Annotated in this window: 25 protein-coding genes; 13 read left to right on the forward strand and 12 right to left on the reverse strand. The window is 65.5% G+C overall.

Annotated elements, in window-relative coordinates:
• Window positions 1-118 precede the first annotated feature (118 nt).
• Entirely contained in the window at window positions 119-865 is a 747-nt protein-coding gene (locus tag ACFWPH_RS28380; RefSeq protein WP_378755224.1) for a hypothetical protein, read from the forward strand.
• 505 nt (window positions 866-1370) lie between these two features.
• Window positions 1371-2762: an IS1380 family transposase gene (locus ACFWPH_RS28385; RefSeq protein ID WP_378755226.1), complete on the forward strand. Its 1392-nt coding sequence runs from the start codon at window positions 1371-1373 to the stop codon at window positions 2760-2762.
• A 332-nt stretch (window positions 2763-3094) separates the two neighbouring features.
• Here ACFWPH_RS28385 and ACFWPH_RS28390 read toward each other — a convergent pair whose 3' ends face one another.
• Complete coding sequence (locus ACFWPH_RS28390) at window positions 3095-5995, reverse strand: hypothetical protein (RefSeq protein WP_378755227.1); 2901 nt, start codon at window positions 5993-5995, stop codon at window positions 3095-3097.
• 253 nt (window positions 5996-6248) lie between these two features.
• Between ACFWPH_RS28390 and ACFWPH_RS28395 the strand changes: the two genes are divergently transcribed.
• On the forward strand, window positions 6249-6794 hold the full coding sequence (locus tag ACFWPH_RS28395) for a hypothetical protein (protein WP_378755228.1): 546 nt from the start codon (window positions 6249-6251) through the stop codon (window positions 6792-6794).
• Between the two features lie 101 nt (window positions 6795-6895).
• Here the strand turns inward: ACFWPH_RS28395 and ACFWPH_RS28400 are convergent, their stop codons facing one another.
• Window positions 6896-7798, reverse strand: a complete 903-nt coding sequence (locus ACFWPH_RS28400; protein ID WP_378755229.1) for an SDR family NAD(P)-dependent oxidoreductase — start codon at window positions 7796-7798, stop codon at window positions 6896-6898.
• Window positions 7799-8235: 437 nt separating this feature from the next.
• Between ACFWPH_RS28400 and ACFWPH_RS28405 the strand changes: the two genes are divergently transcribed.
• Complete coding sequence (locus ACFWPH_RS28405) at window positions 8236-9309, forward strand: hypothetical protein (protein ID WP_378755230.1); 1074 nt, start codon at window positions 8236-8238, stop codon at window positions 9307-9309.
• Window positions 9306-10286, forward strand: coding sequence for a hypothetical protein (locus ACFWPH_RS28410; protein WP_378755231.1), 981 nt, complete (start codon window positions 9306-9308; stop codon window positions 10284-10286). Before ACFWPH_RS28405 ends, ACFWPH_RS28410 begins: the two co-directional genes overlap by 4 nt.
• A 148-nt stretch (window positions 10287-10434) precedes the next feature.
• Here the strand turns inward: ACFWPH_RS28410 and ACFWPH_RS28415 are convergent, their stop codons facing one another.
• From ACFWPH_RS28415 to ACFWPH_RS28440, 6 genes are all read right to left on the reverse strand, one after another.
• On the reverse strand, window positions 10435-11544 hold the full coding sequence (locus tag ACFWPH_RS28415; RefSeq protein ID WP_378755302.1) for a DUF3558 family protein: 1110 nt from the start codon (window positions 11542-11544) through the stop codon (window positions 10435-10437).
• A gap of 1465 nt (window positions 11545-13009) precedes the next feature.
• On the reverse strand, window positions 13010-13840 hold the full coding sequence (locus ACFWPH_RS28420; protein WP_378755232.1) for an alpha/beta fold hydrolase: 831 nt from the start codon (window positions 13838-13840) through the stop codon (window positions 13010-13012).
• 360 nt (window positions 13841-14200) lie between these two features.
• On the reverse strand, window positions 14201-14467 hold the full coding sequence (locus ACFWPH_RS28425; RefSeq protein ID WP_378755233.1) for a hypothetical protein: 267 nt from the start codon (window positions 14465-14467) through the stop codon (window positions 14201-14203).
• A 2-nt stretch (window positions 14468-14469) separates the two neighbouring features.
• On the reverse strand, window positions 14470-14796 hold the full coding sequence (locus ACFWPH_RS28430) for a hypothetical protein (RefSeq protein WP_378755234.1): 327 nt from the start codon (window positions 14794-14796) through the stop codon (window positions 14470-14472).
• Window positions 14797-14876: 80 nt separating this feature from the next.
• On the reverse strand, window positions 14877-16700 hold the full coding sequence (locus tag ACFWPH_RS28435) for a hypothetical protein (protein WP_378755235.1): 1824 nt from the start codon (window positions 16698-16700) through the stop codon (window positions 14877-14879).
• Between the two features lie 390 nt (window positions 16701-17090).
• Window positions 17091-17420, reverse strand: a complete 330-nt coding sequence (locus ACFWPH_RS28440) for a hypothetical protein (protein WP_378755236.1) — start codon at window positions 17418-17420, stop codon at window positions 17091-17093.
• Between the two features lie 339 nt (window positions 17421-17759).
• On the opposite strand from ACFWPH_RS28440, the gene ACFWPH_RS28445 reads away from it, so the two are divergent.
• Window positions 17760-17978, forward strand: coding sequence for a hypothetical protein (locus ACFWPH_RS28445; RefSeq protein WP_378755237.1), 219 nt, complete (start codon window positions 17760-17762; stop codon window positions 17976-17978).
• Window positions 17979-18078: 100 nt separating this feature from the next.
• On the opposite strand, the gene ACFWPH_RS28450 is transcribed toward ACFWPH_RS28445, so the two are convergent.
• Together ACFWPH_RS28450 and ACFWPH_RS28455 are read right to left on the reverse strand one after the other, a co-directional pair.
• The gene (locus tag ACFWPH_RS28450) at window positions 18079-18396 is read right to left on the reverse strand and encodes a hypothetical protein (protein WP_378755238.1); all 318 of its coding nucleotides are present in this window, start codon (window positions 18394-18396) and stop codon (window positions 18079-18081) included.
• Window positions 18397-18503: 107 nt separating this feature from the next.
• Window positions 18504-19745, reverse strand: a complete 1242-nt coding sequence (locus tag ACFWPH_RS28455) for a hypothetical protein (protein WP_378755239.1) — start codon at window positions 19743-19745, stop codon at window positions 18504-18506.
• 377 nt (window positions 19746-20122) lie between these two features.
• Between ACFWPH_RS28455 and ACFWPH_RS28460 the strand changes: the two genes are divergently transcribed.
• The 5 genes from ACFWPH_RS28460 (at window position 20123) to ACFWPH_RS28480 (ending at window position 24416) form a co-directional block, all read left to right on the forward strand.
• Entirely contained in the window at window positions 20123-20968 is an 846-nt protein-coding gene (locus ACFWPH_RS28460; protein WP_378755240.1) for a hypothetical protein, read from the forward strand.
• A 462-nt stretch (window positions 20969-21430) separates the two neighbouring features.
• On the forward strand, window positions 21431-22636 hold the full coding sequence (locus ACFWPH_RS28465) for a hypothetical protein (protein ID WP_378755241.1): 1206 nt from the start codon (window positions 21431-21433) through the stop codon (window positions 22634-22636).
• Window positions 22626-22916 (forward strand): hypothetical protein, encoded by a 291-nt coding sequence (locus tag ACFWPH_RS28470; RefSeq protein WP_378755242.1) that lies wholly within the window; start codon window positions 22626-22628, stop codon window positions 22914-22916. The genes ACFWPH_RS28465 and ACFWPH_RS28470 overlap by 11 nt, the downstream gene beginning before the upstream one ends.
• Window positions 22900-23763 carry a hypothetical protein gene (locus ACFWPH_RS28475; protein WP_378755244.1) on the forward strand — a complete coding sequence of 288 codons (864 nt, stop codon included), beginning with the start codon at window positions 22900-22902 and terminating at the stop codon, window positions 23761-23763. The genes ACFWPH_RS28470 and ACFWPH_RS28475 overlap by 17 nt, the downstream gene beginning before the upstream one ends.
• Window positions 23764-23954: 191 nt before the next feature.
• A complete protein-coding gene (locus ACFWPH_RS28480) occupies window positions 23955-24416 on the forward strand; it encodes an NUDIX domain-containing protein (RefSeq protein ID WP_378755245.1) in 462 nt (153 codons plus the stop codon).
• A gap of 362 nt (window positions 24417-24778) precedes the next feature.
• Here the strand turns inward: ACFWPH_RS28480 and ACFWPH_RS28485 are convergent, their stop codons facing one another.
• Complete coding sequence (locus ACFWPH_RS28485; protein WP_378755246.1) at window positions 24779-25108, reverse strand: helix-turn-helix domain-containing protein; 330 nt, start codon at window positions 25106-25108, stop codon at window positions 24779-24781.
• A gap of 33 nt (window positions 25109-25141) precedes the next feature.
• Here ACFWPH_RS28485 and ACFWPH_RS28490 point away from each other — a divergent pair, with 33 nt between their 5' ends.
• Together ACFWPH_RS28490 and ACFWPH_RS28495 are read left to right on the forward strand one after the other, a co-directional pair.
• A complete protein-coding gene (locus tag ACFWPH_RS28490; protein ID WP_378755247.1) occupies window positions 25142-25306 on the forward strand; it encodes a hypothetical protein in 165 nt (54 codons plus the stop codon).
• A 100-nt stretch (window positions 25307-25406) separates the two neighbouring features.
• Window positions 25407-25655 carry a hypothetical protein gene (locus tag ACFWPH_RS28495; protein ID WP_378755248.1) on the forward strand — a complete coding sequence of 83 codons (249 nt, stop codon included), beginning with the start codon at window positions 25407-25409 and terminating at the stop codon, window positions 25653-25655.
• A gap of 102 nt (window positions 25656-25757) precedes the next feature.
• Here the strand turns inward: ACFWPH_RS28495 and ACFWPH_RS28500 are convergent, their stop codons facing one another.
• A complete protein-coding gene (locus ACFWPH_RS28500; RefSeq protein WP_378755249.1) occupies window positions 25758-26255 on the reverse strand; it encodes a hypothetical protein in 498 nt (165 codons plus the stop codon).
• Window positions 26256-26693 lie beyond the last annotated feature (438 nt).

Here is a 26693-nt window from a genome sequence, read left to right on the forward strand (position 1 = left end):
GCCCCGCCGACCCCTAAAATGTACCAAACGTACACGCCATGTGCAAATCGAAACCGTTGCCGCACAGCACCTTTCACTGCCATCAACCCGCAGAGCGTACGTTTGGTACATTCCGTACGTGCAAGCTATCGAAACGACCAAGGCACAGAGACAATTCACCACCCTGGTCAAGGACGCCGCCGCAGGCCAGCAGTACTACGTACTGCTCCACCACGGCACGATCGAAGCCGTCCTCATCGGCTACCAGGACTGGCTTGCAGGCTGTAAAACCGACCCCGTCGACCAGAAATTGCAGCAAACCATGTCCGCGCGCGACGCACGCGATCACCTCGGCGAATGCCGCAAGGCTGCCCGCATCGACGGCATCCATACCCTGCTGACCCTGCGGGCCGGAAGCCGAAAAGACCCCACCTCCGGACTCCGTGCCGCCCTCGTGCCCTACCCATGGGTCGTCAAGGCACTCGACGCAGGCGGACCGATCAACGACCCCACCACGACCAGCACACTCGCCAGCCACGCACCCGAGACCACACCGAACACCGCGATCGGGATCAGCACGAACGAAGCAAGGTCAGGGTTCTCCGCATACGTCACAGACGCCGCCGCCGGCCAGCAATTTCTCCTACGCAACCGCAACGACGCCGAGGCTATCCTGCTCGGCTACCAACAATGGCTGGACCTCTGCAAAAAGAATCCGGTGGATGAAGACCTCCAACAAACGTTGCCCCTCCGCACCGCACGCGCCCACCTCGGCGAATGCCGCACAGCCGCCCACATCAGCGGCATCCACACCCTGATCACCTCCGACCGAGCAACCAAAGCTGTACTCGCGCCCTACCTCTGGGGTGCCAACGTTCTGCGGTAGGACACCAGAGGACCCAGATGCAAATATCTACATATCACATTTAATAAACAGCGGCCCGCGGGGCACACGCCCTGCGGACAGCTCATGGGTGGCCCCGCCACACCCACATCCTCGACCACCAGTGGCGATAAACCTGAAAACACCACGCCGACACCAACACTCACCTCAACCACCGGGCTATCGTGCCGCCGTCACCTCACATGCACCGCTGAGTAGGCCCGGGACGCGGTGGCGGGATTGCTCCTGCTCCGTTTTTAAAAGATAACCCCGGAGTTCGTGGGTTTCTCGGCTTCGGTTCCCCACAGGACCTGGGAGTTTTCCGTTCTCTGGCGGCTTTTGGCAATTAAGACTGAACTTCAGATACTCCGAGCTAATCTCGTGTTAGCCTCGATCCACCGATCGGTTACTGCCGGGTTGGGGTGGCATGAATGGAGAAATGCCCTTTGAACTGGGAAGATCTCTGTTTTCTAGGCAGTGATCGGTCCGGTTCAGAAGGGCACTTCGGGTGCAAGCTTTGCATAGGTTCGCCGCGGAGTCAGCGGTGTTCGATGATCAGAGTCTGGTGTCACTGGCCGGGCTGGTGCCGGTGATGCGGTTGGCCGAGCAGACCGGGCTGGGTGAACTCCTGACGCAGAAGGTAGCGATCAGCGAGCCGCGGATCCGCTCCGGAGCGGCAAACGCCGGGCCGAAGCTGACGACGCTGATCGCAGGGATGTGCGCTGGCGCCGACAGCATCGATGATGTCGGCGTGCTGCGCAGCGGCGGCATGCCCAAGGTGTTCCACCAGGTGTATGCGCCGTCCACGGTCGGCACTTTGTTGCGGGAATTCAGTTTCGGTCATGCCCGCCAGCTCGAATCGGTGCTGGGTGTGCACCTGTCACGGCTGTGTCAGCGGGTCGATCTGCTGCCGGGAGCCGACCGGCGGGCGTTCGTCGATATCGATTCGCTGTTGCGGCCGGTGTATGGGTATGCCAAGCAGGGCGCGTCCTATGGGTTCACCACGATTTCGGGTAAACCCGTTCTGCGTAAAGGGCTTTCACCATTGGCGACCACGATCAGCACCGATCTGTCCGCGCCGGTGATCGCGGGAATGCGGCTGCGTGCCGGGAAGGCCGGCTCGGCCAAAGGCGCCGCCCGGATGGTCGCCCAGGCTATCGCCTGCGCCCGTGGGGCGGGAGTGAGCGGGGAGATCCTGGTCCGCGGGGATTCCACTTTCGGTGGCCGTGCGGTTATCGCGGCCTGCCGGCGTGGCGGTGCTCGGTTCTCGCTGGTGTTGACGAAGAACAGGGCGGTGCAGCGCGCGATCGAGGCGATCGGCGATGATGCCTGGACGGCGGTGAAATACCCCGGTGCGGTGCAGGATCCGGATACCGGGGCGTGGATTTCCGATGCCGAGGTCGCCGAAACCTCGTATACCGCGTTCGCTTCCGGGCCCGAAGCGGTGACCGCCCGGCTGATCGTGCGCCGTGTCCGCGATGCTGCTCGTCAGGACGAATTGTTCCCGGTCTGGCGCTATCACCCGTTCTTCACCGACTCGACCGAGCCGGTCGTGGACGCCGACCTCACTCACCGCCGCCATGCCGTGATCGAAACCGTGTTCGCCGACCTGATCGACGGCCCTCTGGCGCATATGCCGTCCGGGCGTTTCGGCGCGAATTCGGCCTGGGTGCTGTGCGCGGCGATCACTCATAACCTGCTCCGGGCTGCCGGTCGGCTCGCTGATCCGCAACTGGGCCGTGCTCGCGGTGCGACCCTGCGCCGAAAGATCATCAACATCCCCGCTCGTTTCACCCGACCGCAACGCAGACCCATGCTGCACCTGCCCACTCACTGGCCCTGGGCGCGAGCCTGGCGGCAGTTATGGCACGCCACCACCACTCCACTCTCGACCGCCTGAGCACCGCGAAACACCCCTACGACCAGGAGCAACAGTGGAAAGGCTGGGCAGACCAGCGGCTACCCGCTACCCGAAAACCAGTGGTCCGCGCGCCTGCGGCGCGCGGCCCACTCAGCAACTCCATCGGTGGATCGAGGGTTAGATGACGTGGCCGGGTTGGCGCGCCGAGGCCGGCCAGCTCGCCGCCCGCTGCCGAGACGAGCTGGCCGCGGGGGTTGAGGAGCATCCGGGTCGCCGAACAGGAATGGTTGCGGGGGTATATACAACTCCGCGCGAGGTCTCGCTCGCGTGAGCTTCGGCGTTGGCCCGGGTGAGCTTGCTGGCGTCACGATTCAGTCATGGTGCCCGCTGGGCGAAGGAGCATCGCGGCCTTCAAGCGCGCGAATTCGCAACAGGGCCAACAGCCCTTGGACGTCGAGGGGAGTGCCTGAGAGGCCACGGGCTCGCGCGTAGGTATTGATCCAGTCTACTAAGTGCTGCAGGTCGGAGGCGGCGCTGAACGTGGTTCGTGCTGAGCCTTGGCGTTGGGGGCGCTTTTTCCTTCGGTAGGGGGGTTGGAGGACGGCGGGAAACAGCAGTTCGTGCTGGTGTAGGTTGTGGAGTACGGCGACAGCCTGAGCTACGGGTTCGGCGACTGTCCAGGGGGCGGGGCGTTCGACGCCGGTCGGCAGCTTGTCGCCCATATCGTCGACTGCGTTTTTGTAGTAGAGTCCGCGCATCAGCCAGGCGCCCGTGGAGGGGTCGCGTTCGAGGCAGTCGCGGCGGAGGTTCAGGATTTCGCCTGGGTTTGCGCCGGACATATGGGCGATGGTGATCATGCAGGCGGTGCTGAGGTGGCGGGCGAGTCGTTTGGCGTCGTAGTAGCAGATCGGCCCATGCCAGGGTTGGTTGTCGAGTCTTGCGGTGATCGGTGTGTCCAGGTAGGCGCGATCGGCGATGGGCACTCCTGATTGGTGCAGCATCTGGATTGCCCACCTCGGGCGAGACAGTTGCTGGGGTGCACATGCCAGGATGCGGCCGAGGTGGCTGTAGTCGATGTCGGTGGTGCCGTTGGTGGTGGTCCGGCCTGGTAGCTGTCCATGGGTGCGGCGCATGCGGTGCAGGTAGTCGCCGAGACCGTATCTGACCTGGTCAGTTGACGGTGTCGGGAGGCTGTCATCCCTGCGGGGGTTGACGGTGCGGCCGGAGAGAAAGAGGAATTCGGCGTGTGCGGCGAGAATGTCCGGTGCGAACGTTTCGATGAAACGCGACGACCACCGCTGTAGTGACTGCATCGTGGGTTTTGCAATCGGCGTGGTTCGGTTGGCTGGTTGGGTCGCGGTTTCGCCTAATAGTTCGCGGGTTGTGGCGTTTGCCCACGGGGCCCGGGTGGGTAGTTGCGCGGCTTTCGGCAGCTGATCGCGGTAGGCCCAGAGTCGGCGGACTTCGTTGATTTGCCGGCACTTGCGCTTCCGTGGGATGTCGGAGTTGGCGAGGTCTCGGGCGAATGCGTCGAGGGTTGCGGGAGTGACCGCGGCGAGCTCGGTGATCATGTGGCGGTCGAGCCAAAGTATGAACGCTTTGAGGTGGGTCCAAGAGACCGCGACGCTTCGGATCGAGGGGCGAGTGCGTCCTACACGGTGGACCGATACCGGACGGTCGCCGTTTATCAGCTGCCAGATGTAGTGTTTGGCTGCTCGCTGTAGCGTAATGGGAATCGCGGTGAACAGCAGGCTGGTGGGGGGCGCGTCCTCCTCGAAAATGGCAGCGTCGAGGTGCCAGCGGTCGTCTCCGAAGCGTGAAATCACGGCCGTGCCCAGGTCTTGTCGAATGGGTCGGTTCGCCAGCACCGCAGTGTTGTCGTCGGGGAACTGGGTGCTGATCGGGGCGGGGAGTTGCATGGCCGGCGGGATGATGGGGCGGGTCGTCGGCTGAACCGCGGGGCGGGGGGCCGGTTTGCGGTGTTGTTCGGCGTAGGTCAAGCGGAGCCGACGTAGGGATAGTTTTAACGGGATCGGCTGGGTGCGGTGTTCCGGTGGGTCCGCATGTAGGTGGTGGTAGTCGTCCCATTCCGGGTAGACCTTGGGGAGCTGGATTACGCGCAGTCCGCGGCCCGGTGAGTACTTTGTGGTTGCGCGGTAGCCGACGAGTAGTCGGTCGCTGGAGCGGATCTCCCGTGTGCGTGTGGTCAGCTCCACCAGCAGCGCGAAGATCCCGAAAGGGGTGTGCAGCTGTTGGTGGGCTGACAGCTGCTTGGTGTCTGTGGGTGGCTTGATCCAGTCGGGTATCCGGTAGTCGGTGAGGGTGAAGGATTGGTTTGGTGCAATGTGACGGTGTTCGTGTCGATAGTCGGCTGTGAGGCCGGTGATCGTCTGGGGTTCCTGACCGGTTGTGGCGGCGAGAAGTGCGGCGATTGACATTGTCTCGCGCTCGGTCAGGTGTAGTGCGGTCATGCAGTCGGAGACGGTGCCGTACTGAGGTGGTTTCGACTTTTCCTCGACGGTTGCGGCTCGTCCGTGGCGGGGCCTGCTGCTGGGGGTGGGGGATGGCATGTAGCCGTGGCGGTCGACGTAGTCGAGTACGTCGATGCGTCCAACGGCGGGAGTGGTGGGAGCGGCGCGGAATTGTTCGAGTAGTGCTCGGTTGCGTCGGATCCGGGCTGCTGCGGTGCGGAGATCGTTGCGGGCAGCTTCGGCGACGCGGTCGAATTCTGCTTGGCTATAGGGGTGGTGGTGCTGTGGCGGGGTGGTTTGTTTCGGATTGGGCTCGCCGAGTTTGCTGACCGTGCTTTCGTGCAGGCCGTCGGCGTGGCGTAACACCGCCTTGAGGTGGCCCATCGTCTTGCCGAGTGCACGTTCGTGGGCACGGTGATGCTGAAATCCGTCGATGTGTTCGGCTGTGAGCTGCTCCAGGTACGTCGGTGGTTCGGGCAGCGTCGAGAGGTATTCGGCGAAGTTGCGGGTCACCGTGTAGATCTCGCGTGTCGATCTGGCCGTGTCCGGGCCGGCTCCCGGCTCGGTTCGGCGGGCGAAGGCAGCGGCTAGACCCTGCTGGATCGGCGGGGCCACCGCCAGCGTTCCGAAATCGAACTCCCGTCGGCTGCTGCCATCGGGGGCGACCCAACGAACGATGAGGGGAGCGGAGGCGGCTTCAGGCCTGGATCCTGTGTTGTCGCCGGGCTGTGAGGCGAACGGTGGAATATTGCTCGTCTCGGTTCTCGCAGAGAGGTTTTCGGTTCCTTCTGTGCCGCTCACGGTGTGTGATACTACGCTGACCACTCGCTGGCACCGGTAGCGATGAATGGTGGTGTGCAGGCGGTGCTCCGGGCTTTCGGAGCAGTGTCCGGATCGCCGCAGTGCTCGGGGCAGCACTGATGTTCCGGCATGTTGCCCCAACCAGTCGCAAAATGCGGCTGGCTGAGGCTGGTGACAGTATCGGCAACGGTCTGGCCTCGTCGGACCGGAGGTCGCGCGTCACCCCCACGGTGGGAACGAAAGGGGTTGAGCTATGACATTTCGCAGCGAGCTGGAGAGGCGCGCGGCCCTCCCGGGCATGTATTCGGAGTACTGGTGCGGACAGTTGCCGACCGCAAAGGCTTTGCGGTGGTCGTTCCTCGAGCACCGCCAGTACCCGGGAGAGACACGTTGTTTCCCGGGCCCACTGCACCGGCTGGCTGCGGGCCTGGCCGCCGTCCACTTTCGGCACGCCGGTCAGCAGACTGATGCGGACGAGGTTCTCGCTGTCTGGCTTGGCTCGGACGAGGAAATCGCTGAACTCGCTGGACAAATCGACCGCACGGCGGCAGCGCTCGTGCCGAGGCCGCGGGCCACCGCGATCGAATACCATGAGGGCCTCGGTGCCATGATCAGCCGCCTCGCGTACCTCTGGGTCCACTCTTCGCCATTCGCTCATGGCATCGCTGGGGCCCCGGGGGCCCCGATGCGGGCCCAGATCCTCGGGGAGTTGGATGCGGCCGACAGCACCTACTCTGTACTTGCTTGCAACCTCGACCGAGGATTGGTGCGTCTGCCGCCACCTGCGCTGGCATCGTGATAGGCATTCGCGCACTGCGCTGCTGTCTGTTGCGCCTGAATTGACCTGTCTCGCCCAGGGCCCCGAAGACCTGATCTTTCGATCCTCTCGGGTCGCGGTGGTCAGGGGCGGCCGGCAGCCGAACCCGACAGCTCCGCCACCGTCTCGACCTTTGCACCCAGGAAGAGACCTTGGAGACGACGGGTTTCAGCGTCACTGCGCCAGCCTGCTGTGGCGCCGCCATCGACGTGCAGATTATGGCCGGTCACCCATGCCGATTCGTCGGAGGCCAGGTACAAGGCGGCGAACGCGATGTCGCGCCCGGTTCCTGGTCTCTGCAGCAGATGCTGTGACATCTGCCAGGTGCGTAGTTCCTCGTCTACGACGGCGTCGGTCGCCGGCGTCGAAACGAAGCCGGGGGAAATGGCATTGGCTCGCACCCCGAAGGGTGCGCCCTCTGCGGCCAAGGCTTTGGTCATCGAGACCACACCGCCCTTGGCCGCCGAATGTGCGACAGCGCCGAGAGGGCCGATGCCGAGGGCGGCGCTGAGTGAGGCCGTGTTGATAACGCAACCCCCGCCGTCGCACAACCACGGCCACGCGGGTTTCGTTGTGTGAAAGATGATATCCAACTCTACTTTCATGACGTGCAGCCACAGCGAGTGTTCCATGTGGGCGAAGGGGGCGAAGCCGAACCCGGCAGCGTTGTTGTAGAGGACGTCGATCCCGCCCAATGCCTGGGCTGATTCCTCTATCCAGTCGTTGGCGGCTCCGGCGTCGCTGAGGTCGACTTGGCGTCCCTGGACATCGAATCCCTCGCGTGCGAGTTTCTGTGCGGTCTCTTCGGCACCGCCATTGCGAATGTCGCAGCCGAACACCCGCGCGCCCTCCATGGCGAACAATCGTTGTGCTGCTTCTCCCTGACCTCCGGCTGTGCCCGTGATCAGTACGCGTTTACCGGCGAGTCGTCCGATCGGTGAGGTCGAGGTCATTCTGTTTTCCAATCGCTGATCCATAGTTTTCATCAGCACACTGGGGCGCCTGGCGACTGTGTCGGATTATCCGTACAAGCAGTTCTTTCTGGCGTTCCACCAGTGATGCGTTGGTTATGCCCTCAACCTTTGAGTACCGGGCTGTAACTGTCAATCTCACAATTTCGCACGGTTATTGGGAAGGTGTCTTCCTTGCTCACATTTGCGCGGGGATATGAGAATCATCCCTCCCAACGCGAGGACGAATTCGGATCCGCGAGGGCTTGCGGAGTACGCATTACGCGACTCGGTGCGGTCTTCAACTGGCGCCACCGGATGAGAGGAGTTTTCGTGTCTGCTGTCTTTTCCCAGCAAGGCGTTACGACTCGCCCACCAGTTCGCGGACATAGAACTGTGGGACGACGCCGATAGCGAGCCGGGTAAGCTGCGTCTGTTCGGTTGGGTGTTTCGAGGGGGCAGGTTCTTTGTCGATGTCGCGGTTGATGTCGGTAGTGGCGGTTTCGGCACTGCTGTCGGGATGTTCGGGCGCGTCGTCGGCGCCGTGGGAGCCTCCCTCTGCACCGGAAGCGCAGATGGTGACGGCGTTCGGCCGGCCGGTGCCTTCGGGCGAGCACATCAAGTTGCAGGCGGCCGAGCAGTTGCGTTCGGTGGATCCGTGCGGCGTGCTGAATCTCGACAGCCTGTCCAGGCTTGGTGAGGTTATGACGGCCGGTCCCAGCCGCGCACTGTCGGAGTGCGTGGTCAATGTCGCAGTCGCCGGCCAGTCGCTGCCCGGCACTGTCAAGGTCGACCTCGCAGCCAACGGGCCCTCTCCCGATGACGAAACCCTGGACATCGCCGGGGAGACGGTGGCATTCGACACGCTGCTGTCGACCGGGTACAGCTGCCATTACCAGGTGCCCGTGAAGTTCCCCGCCACTCCAGCACCGATGTCGGGCACCGAAACGGAGGGGCCCGACATCGTGGAGTTGCCGCCGGTGCCATACATGTCGGTGTCGGCCTCTAACTTCCGCTCTGTGGACGGCGGCCAGTGCGCAGTAGCACAGGAGGTGGTCGCGGGGATCCTGACCACATTTGCCGAAGACCGGGTGCCGCGGCGTAACCGAGCCCCTGTGGGGGTTCCGCTGGCGGAGCGAAGCCCGTGCGAGTTGATGGAGCGTTTCCCGTCCGAGTTTCCGGTCGAGCGGTTCGATGCCACCACGGCTCCGTATGAGTGCAAGCTCTGGGTCGGAGGCGAGATCGTCGGTGTGTACTTCAAGGCGGAGGACGGTGATTCGGCGATGCGGCCTGTGAGTGGGCAACGCGCCGAGACCATCGCGGGATATCCGGTGCTGGCCAGCGAAGACGATTGGCCGGGCGGCCCGAAATGCGTTTTCAACTTCGCGGTCGGCCCGGTGTACGACGGGTCCCGTCCAGGCTCTGCCGGGCCCGGCTGGGTTCGTGATGACGCCAGAGTCCAGCCGACGGCGCAGGTCAACGGCCCGTGTGAGCCGGTTCGGGCAGTGATGCCGGCCGCGCTCGAGCTGTTCGGAGCCAACCGGTGACCCGCCTGTACGCGGCAGTGGCCGCCATGCTGGCTGTCATGCTCTTGTCCGGATGTGCGGTCGAGGGACTGGCTGTGCCGGTAGGTTCCGGTTACCGGGCGGCACTGGGACCGGACCATGAGCAGGCGCTCGCGATCCAGAGCAACCGGGATCACGCCCGCCAGCTCGACCCCTGTGCGATGGTCGACGAAGCATCTGTCCTCACCGCGGTCGGTACACCACGCCATTTCGGTGCCCATCATGAGCCTGATGAGTGTGAGCTGCGGTTCGACCGCAACACTGCGATCAATGGTGTCGGCCTGATCACCGTGTCACTGACGGTGGTCGAGGATGGCAGCGGCCGGCAGTTTCAGATCGGTGACCGCACCGCGCACACGCTCGACAGCGGCGATCTCTGTCACATCAGCCTGACCTACGACGATATGCGGTCGTTCTTCTACTCGATCAGCGGTCGCGAAGACGCGGATCTGTGCGGGCAACTACAGCAGGTCGTCACCGCTTCCGCGCCGCTGCTCGACCGCGCTCCGAAACGGTCGCAGTCCACCCGCATGCCGGCCACCAAAGCGTGGACACTGGATCCGTGTGCCGCGTTGAGCAGTGCCTACGACCCCGGCCAGGAGATAACCGTCGGCGGGATCGATCCCTTCGAATGCGACTTCCGGCTCGGGTACGAGCATCGGCCTGACGAGCTCAATCGATTCCACATCTCGTTCTTCCACTACTCCGAGGACTCGGCGAATCACCCTCAACCTCATGTCCGGCGCCTGCAGATCGTCGGCGTCAATGCCACCGAGCACACCGGCGAGAACGACTACTGCATCATCGAAATCAACGTCGGAGCCGAACGCCCATTCCCGGTGGTCAACTACGACGGGCAACCCGAGCAATGGATCGAGGCGATGAAGGTCAGCGGTCACGGATGCACCGAAGCCCGGCGCATCGCAGTCGCCGCCGTAAAGGAATACCAGAAGGGGTGACCCCGCCTCCTCCTCGAGGAGACGGCGGCAAGGGACCCGTTGAATTCAAGTCCGACGAGCGATCATCTCACAGCAATAGAAACACAGTCCGGCACTACCGACACCGCCAGCCCTGTCGGTAGTGCCGCCTACGAGGTCCGCTGCCTGGTCAGGCCCTGCAGCGCGACATTGCCGGATACTGATCGCGGTTCGCTTCGCAATGGGTGTTGTAGAGGTCGACGATCGCTTCGGCCATCTCGAGGGCGGCGTCGCAGCCGCTTTCGTCGACGGCGACGTGGATCATGTGCCCCAGGGACACCTCGCCGTCGGCGTCTGTGGGCTGAGCGTCGGGGTCTGCGGCGATGACGATCTGGCAGAACGAGGGATTGCGGTATTGTTTGCCACGCGTTTGAACCGCGGGGTGGCCGCCAACGGTGATCCGGGATTCTTCTTTCCGGTACGCGCCCGGTTCCAGAGCTGCGGACACGACACCGTAGGTGTACCACACGTGATGGGCATTGGCGTGATTGTCCGGATCGATCACGAAATTACACTGCCATCCGAAAGAGTCAGGGTAGAACCGCAGGATAGGCGCTCCCGCGGCAACGGTGGACAGGACCGCGCACGGATCCAGGGTCGCCAACGGATGATTCACCTGCGCATGCGCTGGGAACTCGGGCTGTTCGGTGAACGGCGGCGCGTCGCCGCGCTGCGGAAGCTGGTCAACCGGCGTCTTCGTCAGAGGAATAGCCGCTGTGGCGACGGCTTGCGCAGTCGGGCACAGGTCTTCACGAGGTCCTCGGCCGGAATCCATGAGGTTCCCGGGGCTGGATACTGTGTATGCCAAGCCGATGTGTCGGGTTTCGTCGAACATGATGTAGGCGGTGCAGAAGTCTGGAGTCGCGCTGATCCGGATCGGTGTCCCCGCCACCGGGGTGCCGTAGGTGCCGGTGCTCGTCGTGAACGCGACCGAGATCTCTCGGATCTGTAGCGGTCCGGCCGGTGGAGAGAATCTGCTGCTGCATTCTCCGTAGGCGTTGTTCGCGCCGATATAGGTGGCATGCCCGATCGAGGCGAGCGCATCGGTGTCGAGGAGTCCACAGGGATCCATAGCCCGCATCGCCGCGCGGTGAGGCAGCGTCGCTTTCTGCGCCTCGCTCAAGAACTCCGGATAGGGCAGCGAGGTCGGGGCTGACTCGGTGGCGGCCGCGGGCTCCTGCGGCGCAGTCGATGCCGAGCATGCGCTGGCGGCCAAACCCAGGACGAGCATCCCCGCCATCGCCACAGCCCGGAACGCTCTTGGCCGACAACGCGAAAACGCCCGCGCGCTCCACGGAAACGACATATGTCCCCCTCTACCTCGCTTGAGCGACACCAACACTACTCCCCGCTGGACTGTGAGATCGCCGCTCCTCTGACGGCGGGGTAGATTTGGGTGCCTACTCATCCGCGTCGGGGGTCCTGCGGCTATGCTACCCAGACTCGACGGACCCGGATTGGCCTGATATGGGCTGGTGCAGGGCATCTTCGAACGAATTTGCGCTGACGGTTCGGCTGTGAGAGCTGGGTTCGGTGGCGCAACGTTTTCGTCGCGTCGCTTATCTCCCGCGAGAATAGTAGTGGCGTCGTCGGCGCACCAGGGGGGAGAGTGCACTCGGCGACGCCACTACTCTTCGCAGCCAAGGCTGCGGAATCGGCCAGCCTTGGGGGGTTCAGCTAGCCTAACTACCAGGCTAGCACCAGAATTGAGATGTGGCTTGTCCATTCATCCGTTGAGTTCGTTCGGATGTGGTATGTCAGTGGCTGCAGTACAACTGCGGTGCGTTTTGCGGGTGTTCGATCCTCTGGTCAGATTCATACCGCGGCTGACGTGAGGCGGAATGTCTGAGATGGCTGGTCGATTCGGTCGAGTTACTGGTCGAGACGCACTACGTCTGCTTTCAATGGTTCAATTTCTGTCGAGACCTTCACGGGCAGTAGGAGATGATGGGTAGTGCGCTACGAGGAGCAGGATCGGAAGTTACACCTGGAGCAGGTGGAAAGACTGCGCGGAGAAGGACATACCTTGAATTCCGCATGTTCGCGGGTTTCCTCACTGGCGAACGGGTTACCCACGAAGGATACGCTCATCAGGTGGGTCCGGAACGCAGAGAACACATCGAGTACCGAACCCTCGGTAGTGCAGTCCGATAACTCCACCGCTGAGCCTGACCAGCCACTGTTTGCTGACGATGCGTCCAGCACTGTGGCTACCGAATCCCGCGGGCACCACAGTAACGACGACACGGCACCCGATCGTGGATCGTGCACCGAACAGCGCAACTCCGCACCGGCTACCGAAACCGGGTCAGTCGGCGTGATTGCCGATACTGACAATGGGCAGACGCATGCGGGAGAGCTGGTCCATGTGCCATCGCGCGCAGTGGACGAGGTGACAGTAGAGAACGCTCGGCTGCGGGACGCGTTGAAAGAAGCCGACCGCGAGATCCGGGCCATGCGTGACTTGCTGGTGGTATACGCCTCACGATAACTACCCCGGCAGGTCAAGGGCCTGAGACAAGCCGGGGTGTTGTCAACACGCCGACACCCCACCGCCGCGAATATGGCCAGCTTCCATGTCGACATTCGAGCTGACAGTGCAGTGTGGACGCGATCCTCGAGGCGCCCTGGGCGTCGAATTCATCTGCCCCCACGGCTGGCATTGACTGGACAAGGAACGCGGGCGGGCTCGAGATGGAGTCGGGTCACTCGATCGTGCGGCAGGAGCCGCCGGCGTAGCGCAGTTGGGCAGCGGGTATGGAGACCGGTCGGGCACCGTGGGCGGCGGCGACGGCTGCGGTGATACAGGCTGCGACGAGTTCGGGTTGGTCGGTGGCGATATGGTGGCCGGCCCAGTCGGCGACGACCAGCAGCGCGTGCGGTCCCAGGGATGCTGCGAGGCGGTGTTGCCCGTCCTGCCACTGTGCGTCGAGTTGTTCGGGTGTGCGGGGCGCGTATTCGGCTGCTTGGGCAGGGGTGAGCCGCAGCCATCGCCCGGGTGCGCTGGCCAGGACTACCGCGGGCACCGGCGGCGGTATGGCGGTGCCGAGTTCGGTGATCGATGCGGAGATATCCAGCAGGGATGACCCGGGGCTGTCCGTGCCGCCGTCACGGTCCGGCCAGCCGGTCTCCGCGAGGTGCTGCCGGGTGGTGGGGTCGACCAGGACCAGGCCGGCGACATGGGATCCGTGGCGTGCGGTATACATCCTGGCGATCAGCGCGCCGAGTGAATGCCCGACGACGACATGAGGTGAGGAGATGCCGAGGGTGTCGAGTAGTTGTCGTAGTTCGTCGGCCAGTGCGCCGATCGTGCGTGGCTGGTCGGCGAGATGCGGTGGTAGCGGGTCGCTGCGTCCGATTCCGGGCCGGTCGTAGGTGAGGACGGTGTGCAGGTACAGCCGCGGCAGGACTTGGTCCCATTGGTCTTGTGCTGTCCCGAGCGCGTTGATGAAGACCACCGGAATCGAGTCGTCGTCTCCGGGGGAGAGCGACACGCTCAGTTCGTAACCGATATCCACTGTCTCGAAGCGCCGCACCCGACAACACATACCACCGCGGTACGGACCGTGCCGCGGACTTTGGGGGAGCAGGAGGCGGAAGACGCGACCGCCCGGTGCTCGACCCGCGGGCTGACCTGCGAGTATCAGCGGCTCGGACTCGACGTCAAGGTTCGCTGTGCTGGAGTGAAGTCGCCGAGCGCGGTGGCCATCTGGGCCAGCCCTGCCGACCACTGCGGTTGTTCGTTCCGGCCTGCTGCGGCGATGAGGATGGGGTTGAGCAGGTGGAGATCGCGGGTGGGGTCGTCGGGTACCGCCAGCAGGTCGGCGCTGTGCCCGGCGGCGAGCGTACAGGTGATGTGCGCAATCCGTAGCGCGTCGGCTGCCTGACCGGGCAGGTCAGTATTCGCTGAGAAGGAGGTAGGCGTCGCCCGCCAGTCGAGTAGCAGGGACGGAGACCGGCTCCATCGGCTCGGTCACGTTCTCTCCGTGCTGGTGCCGGATGACAGTGCAGCTCACTTGGCAGTACCAGCGGCGGTCGCTGTGGCGCTGCACATCGAGGTGATCGACGCGAAGGGTGCGGATCGTGGTGGTGTCGGTGTCGCGGTAGAGCTGGCCGACGCGGATCGTGTGTTCACCGACGCGGTAGGCGAAGCGGGACGCCATGCTCAGGTTTCGGGGCCGTGGTCGAATGGCACTTCGATGATGCGGTCGAAGAATTGCAGTATCCGCAGGGCGGCGGTGTCGTTTCGATGGCGATCCCAGAATCCGCGGCAGATTGCGTGCGGTGGTGACTGTCCGTCCTTGTAGGTGCTGTGGCACACGACATAGGTGTCGTCCTCGCAGGCTCGGTCCGCGAGTTTTTCGGCGCTCTCGCGGGTGTAGACGGGGTTGCCCGGCCGGAAGACGCAGGTGGGGCATTTCTTGTCGAGAAGCCGTGACTTGCCGGTGGCGGGGTCGGTGATATCGGTGCGTTCGGGGATTACGAAATCCACGCGGATCCTCTGGTGATCAGGTGTGGGCTGACAGGCGTGGGATCGCCGGCGGGCTCATGCTCGCGGTTCGGGTATCGGGGTTATGCCAGGTCGGGGCCGGAGACGAGGCTCAATCCGGCGTTGGTCAGTTTCTTCCAGGTGTAGAGGTCGTTGATTCGGGTGACCAGTTCGTTGTCCTCGAGGCTGTCGGGTCGGGGTCCGACGATGTCGCAGAGCGTTTCCCAGTTGATTTCGAGGTGGTCGGTGCTGGCCAGTGCGGCCGCGAGTTGGGTGAGCTCGGCGGGTTCGTTGTGCAGTTTGGGTAGGCGGCCGAGATGCAGCGGTTCGGTGATGCCGAGCGCGAGCGCGGCCAGCTCGGCTGCGGTGTGCCCGGGTTTGGCCGGGTCGGGGTTGAGTGGTATCGGGCTGAGGGCGCCGGTGCGGTCGATGAGGATGCCGCCGTAGCGGCGCTGGTCGCCGACGGTGGTGGCGAACAGGTGCACGACGGCCGGAGTACCGATGTCGAAGAGGGTGCGGGGCACGTGGTAGGCCAGCAGGTCACCGGCGCGGTGGCCGGGGAGGGTCCTGGCGGGGTGGGATTGAGGGTCGGTGTCGGCCTGCCACCCGAGTGCGGCGTGTTCGCTGGTGCCGGCCGGTGCCGGGCCGCCGCCGGGGTGGGCGGCGGTGTGCTGTCCGAGGGCTTCGGCGAGCGCTTCGTGCAGCCAGTTGTCGCGTGCCGGGATGGGGGTGAGGTGGCGGTCGATCGCGGCGCGCAGGTGCTCGGGTAGCTCGGTGCAGTCGACGGTCAGGACGTCGATGGAGGTGGGGTAGCCGTAGAAGGCGGTGGCGGTGCGCGCCATCCCGTGCGGGAGGTCCTGTTGTTCGATCAGCCATTCCAGGGCGTGGAACAGGTCGACCGGTGCGGGTTGTTTGGGCAGTGGCGGGTTGGGGTCGGTGTTGGTGCGCAGGGCCGGTTCGATCGGCAGCACCCACCCGGGCGGGACCGTGCGGGGTGCCGGGCCGGAGTCCCAGTTGAACTGGTTGGACACGATCGTGTCCCAGATGGTGTTTCCGAGCTGGGCGAGTTCGTCGATGATCACAGGCGGGGCTTCCCGGCGGCCGCTGGTGATCTGGTCGATGACCTCGCGGCATTGCCGGCGTAGCGCGGCGGCGGTGGCCAGTGCCGGCGGGATGTGGGTGGCGGGCACACGCGGGACTTCTTCGCCGAGGGGCCGTGGTTCCCATAGCGCGGCCGCCGATTTCGCGACCGCGCCCTTTTCCCAGTAGGGCAGGAGGTGTCCGACCAGGTGGGAGACGAGTTCGGCGTCGAGCGGTTTCAGCCGCAACCCGAATTCGTAGGCCTGCGGGTCATCGGGTACTTCGGCGCCGAACAGGGAGCCGCCGCGTTCTCGGCCGCCCCGGCCTTCGGGGTGGATCCAGGCGATCGCACCGCGCAGGCCGTTTCGACCTCCGTAGCCGAGGGCGGCCACGGCATCGGCGCGCAGGCGTGCGGGTTGAATCCGCGGTGCCCCGGGATCGCCGACGGGCACAACCAGCGTCAGGACGCGCGGGTCGGCGTATTCACCGGCGGTGTAACGGGTGACATGGGCTTCGGTCAACTCCCCGTCGAGGGCAGGGAGTTTGACGAACTTCGTGCTGTCACGGAACCGACGCTGCACCAAGGGTTTTCCGCTGGGCGGCCGATCGAACACCGGCAGCGCCGACACCGGGGCCCGGTCGGTTGCCACGAGCCAGCGCAACACGTCCTCACGCAGGTACAGCGGCCGCTTGGGCGTCGATCCCGCCACGGGCTCGGGAAATCCGGCCTCGCTCTTACGCAACGCGGAAATCCTGCCGCGCTTGACCTCTAACAACGCTTCCAGGTCCTGAGTGCTCACGAGATCGGGCAGAGCGAAAACGTCCATGCCACCGAATGTATCAGATGTCTTTTACGTCTACTGTACGAATTCTTGTGCATTGCTACGCTTCATGTCCACCACCAGTTCCGTCGCGTGAAGCCGAGGCCGGGGGCGACGTGGAACGCAGGATGGTTGGCCCGATACTGGCCGCCTGCACTGACGTTGGGGTGCCGGTGGTCCCGATGGTGTTTGGCGGGCGGGGTCCGGCGCAGCAGCCGCGTGGCAGCGCATTTCCCGATCGTGTTCCGGGGTATGCGCGCTGCCGGTCGCGTTCGTCGGCACGGCCGCGGGTGCATGGATAACTTTGCGTCAGCGCTGCTGGCCGGCCGATGGACGCAGCCAGGATCCGCCGGTCCCGTTGGCGGGCATGTGTCGTGACCGGATACCGGGTCTCCCTCATGGCTCGATCGGCGCGGCGTCGATCACGAGGCGGATCAGAATCCGCGTGGCGTGCTCGAGGTAGGCGTCGACTGCGGCAGCTGCAACGGGATCCAGATCCAGCTCGGCGGGAAGGGCATCGATGATCTCGAGCACTACCTCGATGACATCGTCGGCCGTAGGCGCATAGCCGGGTTCGGCGATTATTTCGCTCAGCCAATCCAGACCGGCCTCGAACTCGGCATCGACCGCGGCCAGCAGCGCAGGATCGCTGACGGCCCGGACGAGATCACGCAGGACCAGATCGTCATCGAGTCGCAGCAACGCGAGGGTGTACCCGACCTCCATACCCCAGTGTGCCCCAGTTTTGTCGTGCCTCTGAGGCGAGCGTGGCGCGCAAGCGCCGCGCGGGCGGCTGCGCCCATGGCGAAATGCGCTGTGGGCGCGGGCAAGTTGTGCGGCAGGGGTTCGGTCGACGGTGCGCAGGATTTCTATCGTCAGTTCCGCGCGCACGCTGCCTTGTTGACGCGCCCGGAGGCGGTGGTGGCTGCGGTCAAGAAAGCTCCGGTGCGCGACGGTCGAGACATCGAAGTGGTTCGCGAGCGCCGAGCGTTGCGTCACCGTGTCCCGTGAGGGCCCGGGTGATTCCAGAACTGGCCTCGCGCGAGGTGGCTACGATCGTCGGTCATGAGCCTGCACGTGCCCGTGGCTGCCCGAATCGAATACGCCGAGATCATGGGTAGGTACCACCCGGGCTATCCGCCGACACATTCCTACGCCGGAACCAACCCCGAGCGCGGCCGTGTCGGTGACCCGGGCCACTGCGAGGTCTGCGCGGTCCTCGGCCACGTCCGAGCGCATCCGAGCTACGGGTGCGGCGATGTCGGCTGTACCCGCAGTCATTGAACCCAAGCGGCCCGGTTTCCGTTGTGACCGTTGGCCCGCACTCCCGTTGTCCATCACCTCCGCCGGCGCCGGTAGGCCGCGCGGAGGTGCGGTCATTGCCCTATGCCGTGCCCGGGGGAGCGTTCGACGTTCCGGGCTGTCGGCTGCTGTGCCGTTGGGTCCAGCGCTCGAGGTGGGCGGCGAGGCGCTGGGTGGTGGTCGGTGAGGGGTCGGTGAGGGCTGCATGGATGCGGCGCGCGATCTCGTCGGGGCCGTGGAGGGCGGCGAGGGTGGATTGCAGGATCGTCGCGACGTCGATTCCGGCGGCTCGGCACGCGTCGGCAGCCGCCTGTAGCGCCTGCATGTGTTCGGGGCTGCGGTGGGTGTCGTAGGCGATGATCTCGGCGTGCAGGGCCATCACCAATTGATCGTGACTCATCGCGGTAGCTCCGATCTTCGCTGTACGAGCAGGTCCACCTCGGCCACCTGGTGGCGTTGTGGGCCATGAATTCCAGTGTGCCCTCCTGGACGGGCCTGTCTCGGGGCTCAGGGGCGTCCACGCGGTTCGACTGTTCCCACCGTGTGGGGCCGGCGTACCCGTGGTCCGCGTGTGAGCGCTGAGTGAATCGCCTCCGCGAGGAGCGTCCACCGCCCAGGTCCCCGCCGTACGGCTCGGGGGCCGATGAGCGCGCGGGTCCAGTGCTCGGGGTCGAACAGCTGGTCGTCGGTCAGGCCGGTGGCGTGGTGCAGGGCCTGCGGGTATACCCGGTCGTAGGCGCGGTTCAGCGCGGTGGCCTTCTCGGGGCTCATGAGCATCCACTCCGTGCAGATCCGGGTCGGGGTCCACGAGGCCATCCCGGGCCCGGGGTGTTCGGTGACGTCGAGCAGGCCGCGTTTCTGTAGGCCGCGCCAGAGCGAGGCCCATTGTCCGAACGGTGCGCCGTCGATGTGGGGGCGGTCGATGGCCATGAGTGGCCGGGGCAGGTTGCTGGTGCGGATCACTGCCAGCAGCGGAAGACCGAACACGCGGGCGAGGTGGGTGCGGTGGGTGCCGTCGCCGCGGACGGCATACACCGGCCCGGCCGGTCCTTCGACCCGCTCCAGCGGCACGGGGTAGCGCTTGTCGCCGATCACGAGCCGATCGATCCACGCCTCCAGCGCTTCCGGGGTGGCGGCCGCGTGCAAGGTTACGCAGAAGCCGGCGAGCGAGCGCCGAGCCGGCTCGGCGCGGTCGAACGCTCCCCATTGTTCGGGATCCGGGGTGGTCACGATCAGCTCCGGGTCCACCCAGTCCAGGTAGTACGCTCGCGCTTCGGGTCCGTCGCGGTCCTGCGGCACCGCGCGGGAACCGAACACCGTGATGTCCTGTCCGACCTGTGGTGCGGTCGCGTTCACCCGTGCCACCCGCTCGCCCAGCCAGGCCAGCAGTTCAGCCCCCGGGTCCGGATCGCGGTCCCACAGCATCTGGGCGGCGCGGGGTCCCGGCGCCGGCATGTCGGCGCGCAGCGCGACCAGAACGTCGCGCAGCACTGCACGCTCCGGCCGGTCGGCCACTGCACGCAGACGCTGCACCCACTGGTCGAGGCAATGGTCGAGCTGAGCTTGTCGAATCCCCTCGGCTTCCTCGGCCGCGACGGCCGGCGACACCGACGGACCGGACACGGCCGCCCCGTCGAACCCGAGACGACGCAGAATCGCCTCCATCTCGTCCGCGGTCGCCGACCAGCCACGAAGGTCGAACCCGCCCACATGTGCGGTGAACACGCCCGAGTCCGCTCGTTCGATCATCGGAACCCCCACCCCTACAGCAGTATTCGACTGGACGCTGTCGAGTATCACCCAGGACGGTGACAAGGCCGGGTGCGTTTCGTGGAAGTCGTCCGGATCACCGAGTCCACAGAGTTCCGGGGGGCACCGGGTGGTGGACGCACCGGCGGTACTCGCACAGCGGCAGGCCGGTGGACAGGCCCGGCATCCAGCGGTGAACCCGCGCCTGGGGCGCTATGGTGGTCACGGCTGCTGCGCCGGCCGGAATCCGCGCCGATTCGCCCACGCCGATCGGCATTGGCGGACAAGGGGCTTCGACTCGCGCTATCTGTAGCCAAGGTTTCCTCGCTGATGTGATGAGGGCGCGGTGCGTGGGGTCGGGCCCGGAATGGATCGATATGACGCGAGACAAGCAGCGCAAACAGGCCGCCCACCAGCACAAGGACACCCGTGGTGTCCGATACCGCCGCGCAATGCGGGAACTGGACCAGCAGACCGAACCGGGCCACGGAGACGACAGTTCCGGTAGTGGCTGGTCGATGGTGCGGCAGGCCGCCGACAAGGTGACACACCGAGTGATGGCGCTGCAACACATACCGACCGAACCGGTGGAGCACCGGGCGGACCACCTCGGTCAGTGTTTGAGCCAGCCCGTGTACGCCACCGCGGTCGATCTTGCCCACCGATCGGCGGTGTATGTCTGTGCGGCGGCGGGATCCGGCGTGGTCGACGAAGTCTCGCTGCACCACGCCCGCCAGATCGTCGGGCAGCTGACGCGTGCGTCGGCCGCGAACCGGAACACCCTGGCCCAGATGGTATTCGAGGCCCACCACCACGCGGTCGGCCTGTCGGAGGTGGTCGCGGCGGCGATGGTCGCTTCGTGCGAGCTGGCCACGCAGGTGCGTATGGCGCGCAACGACTGGTACTGCGAGGTCAGCGGCTATTCGCAGGCGTGCACGCCCGGCGCCCGGGACGTGCGGTTGCAGGTCCGTGACAACCGCAGCGGGCGTGCGGTGGATATGCCGCCGGGCTGTGTAGGCCATGTCGCCGAGGAGATCGCGACCTGGACCGGCATTGCGGATGTCGAGATCGAGGTCTTCGGCCCGAATCAGTCCGTGGTCGACCTCACCAGCCGGCGGGCGAGCGGTCTGCGCGAGACCGAGCATTGGCTGCTCGGCCCACAGTGGTGGGACAAGCAGCACACGCTGGCTCCGCAATCCCCGTTCACCGCGTTGTTCAGGTAACCGGCCTGGGCAACCCGGCACGATCGCGAGCAGTCCGGCGCGGGCTGTTCCGACACGCGCACCGAGACGGATCGGATGCTGCGCGGCAGACGCCGCCAACGTTCGCCCCGCGTGGCCTCACTACGCCGATCTACCGGCTCAATGAGGCCACGCGGGACTCGAAGCCCGTCGGCCGGACCGGTGAGGCGCTGCCGTTCTCGCGCCGGGGGCCTGGGTGGCGAAACCAGCAGGTGGCCGGGTCCGCGACCAGCGATGCATGTCGAGGATGCGGGACCTTCGATGTGGGATGATGTGTCGGCCGGTCCGTTGGTGGATGCCTCGACAGCTTCTCCCGGGCCGGCTCTCAAAGCCCGTTAATTCGCAAGATGATTTGCGAATTAATGGGATTGGGTGTGAGACTGGGGGAGTCGAGGCAGCCCGCATTGCGCGGGATTCATCCACCATTCATCGAGGAGAGCGCCGATGAGCGCACCGAAACCGATTCATGACGATATTTCTGTCGAGCGTGCCTGGCAGATCGGGCGACGGATCTATGTGTCCTGCCACTACGAGTCCTCGCTCGGCACGCGGTTGCGGGCCGATCTAGGGGCGCACTGGGACCGTGACCGTAAATGCTTGTGGGTGGGCTCCGGAAAGAAAGCGCAGGTGATCGAGGAGGTTCGGGCTACCGATCTCCGGCGCGCCCGGGTCGAGGAGATCAAACGCACCGGCCGCCCGGTGGCGATTCCCTTCACCGCGACCAGGTTGCGGGCGCTGGCCAAGGAACAGGGCGAAGCGATCTGGGACGACGAACGCAAAGTATGGGTTTTTCCCCGTGAACCGGAGTTCGACGCCGTCTATCACCAGGTCCGCGACGGTGTCGCCGAGATCCGGCAGAAGGCTGCTGAGACCGCGCGGCACGAGGAGCAGTTGCGCCGGGAGGAGCGAGCCCGTATTCGTGCGGCCGAGCAGGAGTGGGTCGAGAAGCAGCGCGTCGAGCAGCGCGTGCGGGTGCTGGAGAAGTCCGGACGCGCCGCGACCGGGGAGCAGACCGCTGTGGTGGTGGTGTCGACGCGCCGGATGAATAAGGCCACTGCCCGCGAGATGGCGTATCCGCTGGGGACGGTGCTGCGGTTGGACGACGGGCGCCGAGGCGTCGTGGTCGAACACGAGGTCTGGTTCACCGGGGAGGAGATGGCGTCCTCGGTGTGCTGGCACCCGGAAACACACGATATGGCCCATTGGGACCTCAAGCACGTAGTGGCCGTGGTCGAACCCACCATCGACGAGCTGTCCGCCGACGAGGCTGAGCGAGCCGCCGCTGCCGACGCCGCCGAGATCCACCAGTTCGTGAACCTGCTGTCCCGCGCCGGTGCTGCGGTGGCCGGGTGGAGTCGTATCGACCCGGACACTGTGGTCGGTGTGATCGAGGCTTGGTACGGGTCCGGCGGGATGGGGCACCGCAGCGGCACGGTGACCCTCACCCGCGATGAACAGGTGATTTTCCAGCATCCCGGCTACTACGACGAATTCGTTCGCACCGAGCGGGTGCTCACCGACCCTGCGCTGGTGGCCCGGATGCGTGCCGTGCTGGCCGCGGGCCCGCGGAAGTGTCTGTATCCCGACCAAACCGTCTACCGCTACGAGGTGTCGGTCCGTGATGAGAAGGTGGATGCCGATGGACCCTGAACCAGGACCTGAATGGCCCGTGCCGCGCAGCGAACTCGCCCGGCGCAAGAAGGTGAGCCCATCGACGGTCACTCGGGCCCTGGCCGTGGCGCAAGCCCGGCACGAGGCAGACCCGGACTATCCGGCGCCACCGGCGCCGGTCAACCCGGGCGAACCCATCCTGCTCTACCCGTGGCCGGAGTTCGACCGGTGGTGGCCGACGCGCCCCACTGTCGGCCGCCCACCACACCCGGACACCAACCCCGACGAAGAGGATTCTGCACGTGCCCGACAAAGTTGACCCCGCGCAGGTCATCGCCGAGCATTACGGCGACCAGGTGGTGCCCGGCCACCGCTACCACACACCGCTACCGCCGGACCTCGCACCCTGGTACCTCTACACAACCAACGGCGGCCACAGCATCCTCGTCACCCTGGGCGGTGAAGGCCAAGAGATCGACGCGCCGGTCAAATCCGTTCTCCGCCAGGGCTGGACGATCACCGACACCGGCTTGGTCCACTGCCCGCTACCCTACGATCCGGTGCTCGGTCTGACGATCGCCGACGGCGACGCCGAGTACGACGACGCCCCGGCCACCTCCGCACGGGCAACAGGGCACACCTTCACCGTGGGGAAGCCCTACAACCCGCGGGTCACCACGTGGCCCGACGGCGTCGCGCAGTGGCGTCTCACCGATGACGGAGTCGAGCTCGCGATCTTCTACGGCACCCCCACCGCAGACGAGATCGAGGCAGTCAGAAAGGGCAACGCCCGGTTCGCGCTGCTGGCCGGGCAGCATGCGCTGATTCTCGGGCACCGGTTGGAGCCGCTGGCGTGGGCGGACACCCCCTGGCAGGTGGTCCGGCAAACCGACGCACCCGCCGGCCTGCCGCTACCCGGGCCAGGCACCAAACTGATGGTTCACGTGGTCCTGGTCGACTCCCGCACGGGAATCCTGGTCGCGCAACGGGTCATTACGTGGCCGGGACGGTTCGTCGAAGCGGTCCGCAAAGCGATCCGGACCCAGTCACTCAACAAATCCACCGTCGCGCAAGGTGACCAAGAGATCAACGCCTGGTATCAGCGGTATCCGACCACCGAACAGCTCATCGCCGCCGCCGACATCAACGAGCGCGGCGGCGAATGAAGCCCGGCCCACCGAAATCTTCCCGATCCGCCGTGTCCGCCAGCAGGGAGCAGAACCGAGGCTCGATCGATCGGTGATTGCGCCGACCGGTCCGACGTCCTGCCCGGATAGCTCCGGGTGTCCGGGCATCAACGGGACCACCGGATGCGGCGCCGGTGCTACCGTGCGATCGAATAATCCCCGCGCCAGGCATGGAGGTCGTGCCGATGACCGGCTGTGCGTCGCCGCTTTATCCGATCTCGATCAAGGGAGTTGCCGTCTGCCGCGGCAGGGTTCTGCTGTTGCGCAACGAGCGCGACGAGTGGGAGTTGCCAGGCGGACGGATCGAGCTCGGCGAGACGCCGCAGGAATGTGTGGTCCGCGAGATCGCCGAAGAGACCGAATGGGCGGTCGTTGCGGGGCCGATTCTCGACTCGTGGATGTATTACATCAACCAGGCCAACAAGAATGTGTTCATCGTGACCTATGGCTGCCACACCGATGGCAGCGAGGACGAACCGGTCCTCTCGCACGAGCACACCCAGGCGGGGTTGTTCACCGAGTCCGAGATTGCCGGGCTGAGAATGCCGGAAGGCTACAAGCGGTCGATCATGACATGGTTCGCCCGGCTCCGCGCCGGCGAAACCGAGCCCCAGGGGGCGAGTACGAGGTGAACGGAGGCTGGCCAGCAGGATGGTCAGCCCCACCGGCCGCAAGGTCGTTCCGGGACGAGGCGGACCGACGTGGTAATCCGAGCCCTTGATGGCGAGGTTGATACACAACGGCGCGCCTGGTCGGGTGTCGGCGGCCCGTCGAACGCCGCGATTGATCGAGACGACGCCGACGGAGACCGGCGGCTGCCCAGAGCATGTCTTCATAGAGAAGACATGTATTTCCTGGGCAACCTCCGCTCCACATCCGCCCAGGTCACCGGGCATCTCCGCCCAGTCCGGCACGGAGTGTTTTGATCACCCCACGTATTTCCTCATGTATCTCCGTACGTATATCCCCACGTAATCCCTCGCGCGGCCCAGGTTCAGGCTCGTTCGCCGCCGCGCGTGTAGCGAGCTCTCCAGCGAGTGACTGTGGTCCGTCCAACGCCGATGCGTTCGGCCGCAGCGTTGCGGGTCAGGTGTGCGGTGCGGCGGACTGCATCGGGAATCGAGGTGAACCCGGCCGCTTGCACCCGGGCCAGCATTTGCGCGCGCCGAGCTGCTACTGCGGCCGGCTGGCTGGTCTGGGCACCGCGGCGGCGGGCGGCGCGTACCGCAGGTAGGGCGTCGGTGGCGGCCCGTGCGGGTGCGGATCGGCGGGCGAGGTCGTCGAACGGGAGGCGAGGCTTCCCGAGGAACTCGCGCCCTGGCACCTCTACATCATCGACGGCGGGCACAGCCTGCTGGTGACCCTCAGCGCCACCGGCGAAGACGGCCACGAAGTCGCAGTGCCGGTGAAGACGGTGCTGCGTCACGGTTGGACCGTTCTTGCCGATGGCCGCATCCACGCCGACCTGCCCTATGACCCGCGACTCGGCCCGACCACCGAACCCGGCGACGACGAGCACTGAAACGGGAGCCGCAACGAAGGCTCAGGCTGTATCAGATCACTCCCAGCGCAAGGGGTGTGGCACGGTCCCTGCACCACACAGGAAGTAGGAGATCTTCTCAATGACCACCGATGATCCAGATGAGCTGTGGTGGACCACCGTTGGATTCGGGGGTAACCCCTGCCCGGTTGGCCCGTGGCATGGCGCGGAAGCGGCCCGCGTGGCCATCGGCCGGTGGCGCACCCGAATGGCCGGCCGCGACGGTGAATTGGTCAACCGGTACAGCGTGCGCCTTTATGGCTATCGCACCCGCGCATTGGCCCGCGGCGCCGATGTCGCCGACAACCCAGCCCGTCGGATCGCGCTCTGAAAACCCCTTACCCTGCGATGCTGACCATGCGCCGATCTGCCCGGTCGCCGCGCACCGCGGCCGCGTAGATCAGCCGGGTCCGCGCAGCAGCCGGCGTTCGGTTCAGCTGCCGATCATCTGGTTCGCCCATCCGGGCAGGTCGGTCAGCGCGGTGGGATCGATCTTGATGGCCAAGATGTCGTAGTGGTCGGCGCCGACGCTGACGGGGATGTCGCGGGTGGCGGCACGAACAGCACCGGCGAGCAACGGCTGCAACCACGTCGGCATTTTCTCCCCGCTCACACCTTCTTCGACGAGTGCTGTGCGCGTGGTGTCGCCGCGCGGTGTCGGATCGAGTGCGATGACGACCTTGGCCCGATTGTCGTACCCGGTCTCGACAGCATCGATCCATACATCGCTGACGGGAATCGGGCCGATGTCATCGCGCATCGTCGCGTGCGTGTACGGCATGATCTCGTTGCCGACGCGATGTAGCGAGGTGGGCAGCGGGATACGCGCGATGTCAGCGGGCGTCTCACCGCCCAGAACCAGCAGGGGAATGTCCCAGTCGAAACCCGTATCGGTCGCGGGCCAAACGGCGGTGCTGTAATGGATGCTCATCGCAATCTCCTGGTGTGTCCGGGATTTCCGTCGGCTTCCTGCTGGTTCCTCGTTGCGCGCCGGACCCGCGGCGAAGCCGCATGTCGATCGCAGGCGATACCAATCCCAGAGGGAGCAAACCCCACAGCCGTGGGGAAATCCCCGCGCGTGCGGGGCCGAGAGCCAACCTGGATATCCAGCGGCTGCGATCATCCTGCCCGATCCCACCGACAGCGTTCACTCCGGGGGCGGTCAGTGGCTCGCGGTCTTGAAGGCAGTCGTGGATCGTCGGAGGTTCGTCTGAATCAACCGTGTCGGGTGGTTGGGGTAGCCTGCTGTCTGGCCGTTGCTGTGACGGCTCAGCTCCGCCGGTTGGTGCCCCACGCGCGCCCGGCACAAGGGGGCCAAGATCCGCCGGGTCACGCAGTCGAATCAACCGATCTGATGCCGTGACCGAAC

It is taken from the genome of Nocardia sp. NPDC058499 (genome assembly GCF_042719915.1).
Taxonomy (GTDB): Bacteria; Actinomycetota; Actinomycetes; order Mycobacteriales; family Mycobacteriaceae; genus Nocardia.

Bases quoted from the DNA above. Each gene is read 5' to 3' on its own strand.
- ACFWPH_RS28455 (WP_378755239.1), bottom strand. From the start codon at position 19,745: ATGATCGAACGAGCGGACTCGGGCGTGTTCACCGCACATGTGGGCGGG.
- ACFWPH_RS28460 (WP_378755240.1), top strand. From the start codon at position 20,123: ATGACGCGAGACAAGCAGCGCAAACAGGCCGCCCACCAGCACAAGGAC.
- ACFWPH_RS28445 (WP_378755237.1), top strand. From the start codon at position 17,760: ATGAGCCTGCACGTGCCCGTGGCTGCCCGAATCGAATACGCCGAGATC.
- ACFWPH_RS28415 (WP_378755302.1), bottom strand. From the start codon at position 11,544: ATGGCGGGGATGCTCGTCCTGGGTTTGGCCGCCAGCGCATGCTCGGCA.
- ACFWPH_RS28500 (WP_378755249.1), bottom strand. From the start codon at position 26,255: ATGAGCATCCATTACAGCACCGCCGTTTGGCCCGCGACCGATACGGGT.
- ACFWPH_RS28425 (WP_378755233.1), bottom strand. From the start codon at position 14,467: ATGGCGTCCCGCTTCGCCTACCGCGTCGGTGAACACACGATCCGCGTC.
- ACFWPH_RS28465 (WP_378755241.1), top strand. From the start codon at position 21,431: ATGAGCGCACCGAAACCGATTCATGACGATATTTCTGTCGAGCGTGCC.
- ACFWPH_RS28480 (WP_378755245.1), top strand. From the start codon at position 23,955: ATGGAGGTCGTGCCGATGACCGGCTGTGCGTCGCCGCTTTATCCGATC.
- ACFWPH_RS28450 (WP_378755238.1), bottom strand. From the start codon at position 18,396: ATGAGTCACGATCAATTGGTGATGGCCCTGCACGCCGAGATCATCGCC.
- ACFWPH_RS28395 (WP_378755228.1), top strand. From the start codon at position 6,249: ATGACATTTCGCAGCGAGCTGGAGAGGCGCGCGGCCCTCCCGGGCATG.
- ACFWPH_RS28440 (WP_378755236.1), bottom strand. From the start codon at position 17,420: ATGGAGGTCGGGTACACCCTCGCGTTGCTGCGACTCGATGACGATCTG.
- ACFWPH_RS28405 (WP_378755230.1), top strand. From the start codon at position 8,236: ATGTCGCGGTTGATGTCGGTAGTGGCGGTTTCGGCACTGCTGTCGGGA.
- ACFWPH_RS28470 (WP_378755242.1), top strand. From the start codon at position 22,626: ATGGACCCTGAACCAGGACCTGAATGGCCCGTGCCGCGCAGCGAACTC.
- ACFWPH_RS28495 (WP_378755248.1), top strand. From the start codon at position 25,407: ATGACCACCGATGATCCAGATGAGCTGTGGTGGACCACCGTTGGATTC.
- ACFWPH_RS28400 (WP_378755229.1), bottom strand. From the start codon at position 7,798: ATGAAAACTATGGATCAGCGATTGGAAAACAGAATGACCTCGACCTCA.
- ACFWPH_RS28435 (WP_378755235.1), bottom strand. From the start codon at position 16,700: ATGGACGTTTTCGCTCTGCCCGATCTCGTGAGCACTCAGGACCTGGAA.